General features: G+C 33.6%; 1 protein-coding gene and 1 pseudogene. One reads left to right on the forward strand and one right to left on the reverse strand.

Annotated elements, in window-relative coordinates:
* Positions 1 to 409 precede the first annotated feature (409 nt).
* Positions 410 to 737, forward strand: a pseudogene (locus tag C0975_RS11765) (IS481 family transposase); the annotation flags it as partial.
* 140 nt (positions 738 to 877) lie between these two features.
* Here the strand turns inward: C0975_RS11765 and C0975_RS11450 are convergent.
* The gene (locus C0975_RS11450; protein ID WP_167383066.1) at positions 878 to 1030 is read right to left on the reverse strand and encodes a hypothetical protein; all 153 of its coding nucleotides are present in this window, start codon (positions 1028 to 1030) and stop codon (positions 878 to 880) included.
* Positions 1031 to 1339: the final 309 nt, after the last annotated feature.

Genomic DNA, 1339 nt, shown 5'->3' on the forward strand with positions numbered 1-1339 from the left:
TTTGTTTATAAATATGTAATAAAAAAATGGTCCCTCTTTAGGGGACCATTATTGTAAGAACTAAAGCCAATACCACATCATCTTCCGTTTTTTTAATTTATATGGGAAAAACTATGCTAAGCAAATCAAATCTAAGTAACACAAAAACTTTTTATCACCGTATTATCTAGTGTTTTATAGCGAACTTCTCAAATTCAATAGAAGCATCAGTTTTAGAAACCAACATACTTAAACTCTATAAAAATAACAACACTAAGTTATTTATACGACATTGCTAACTAAAAACATTTAAACATTAGCAAAGAGCCACTAAAACTGGCTCAAAACAGACCGCACTTTAACTCTCCTAACAGTTGCAGCCCTCAGGAAAGAAAATAACATTAACATCTCCAGAGGTTAAGGTTCATAGGACACTTTTTATGTGGGTAATCCAAAAGGTGTCGGACGTATTTATCAGCAAACTTTCGTCGATACATATAGTAAAGTCGTTTTTGCAAAATTCTATACAATAAAAACAGCCATTGCGACAACGAATATACTCAATATCCTAATTCAAGAATCAAGGCTTGCAACTAGCATAGACTTTCATCAACCGTGAAAATATTATGGTAAGTAAAGTGGAAAATTATGATTATAAGCTTTATCTAACGATGATATTGAGCACTGAAGGTAAAACACCCGCAAACTAACGGTATCTGCGAGCGCATGAAACGATTTTACAAGCATTTTATCAAGTAGCGTAGGAGGTATTACTTGATGGGAAACAAATTAAGCAGAAAAAAATTTAAACTCAAATTCATCCTCTAGGCACAAGATTTTAGAGGAGGAGCGTCAAATTGGGGGGTCTTCTATAGATGAACAACAAATAAACTATCAATTAATTCTCACTATTTAACTTCATCACTTTATTGCCCTTACGCATGACTGATTTCTGATTTACTGATTTCATTTGTTGCGATTTCGTTTGTTGCTTAATTACTTTTCGCTTAACTACTTTTGCTTCATTCCTTGTTATTTGAGTTAGCTTCATATTATCCCCTTGCTCAGCCGAGTAAATAGCAAATACACTAACAAAGTGCCCTCTCAGACTAACATCACATAACATTGGGTTTGTATAACATCACTTGTAAGCAAAAAGGCTAAAAATCTAAAAGCCCAAAAATATAAAGCCTATATCAATAAGGTCTAAAATCTAACTGTGCCCATATCTACCCATTGACTACCCATTCATTGGCTACCCATTCTAATAGAAATAACTTTATACTCTTATACCTAACTTATCTTGCCACACTTTAACTTGCCCGACGTCACGACTAATAGCTTGACTAACTTCACAACT

The sequence above is a fragment of the Pasteurella oralis genome, assembly GCF_002850605.1.
GTDB lineage: Bacteria > Pseudomonadota > Gammaproteobacteria > Enterobacterales > Pasteurellaceae > Pasteurella > Pasteurella oralis.

What these genes read in the sequence shown, in the direction of transcription:
- C0975_RS11450 (WP_167383066.1), bottom strand. Translation starts at nt 1,030, where the DNA reads ATGAAGCTAACTCAAATAACAAGGAATGAAGCAAAAGTAGTTAAGCGA.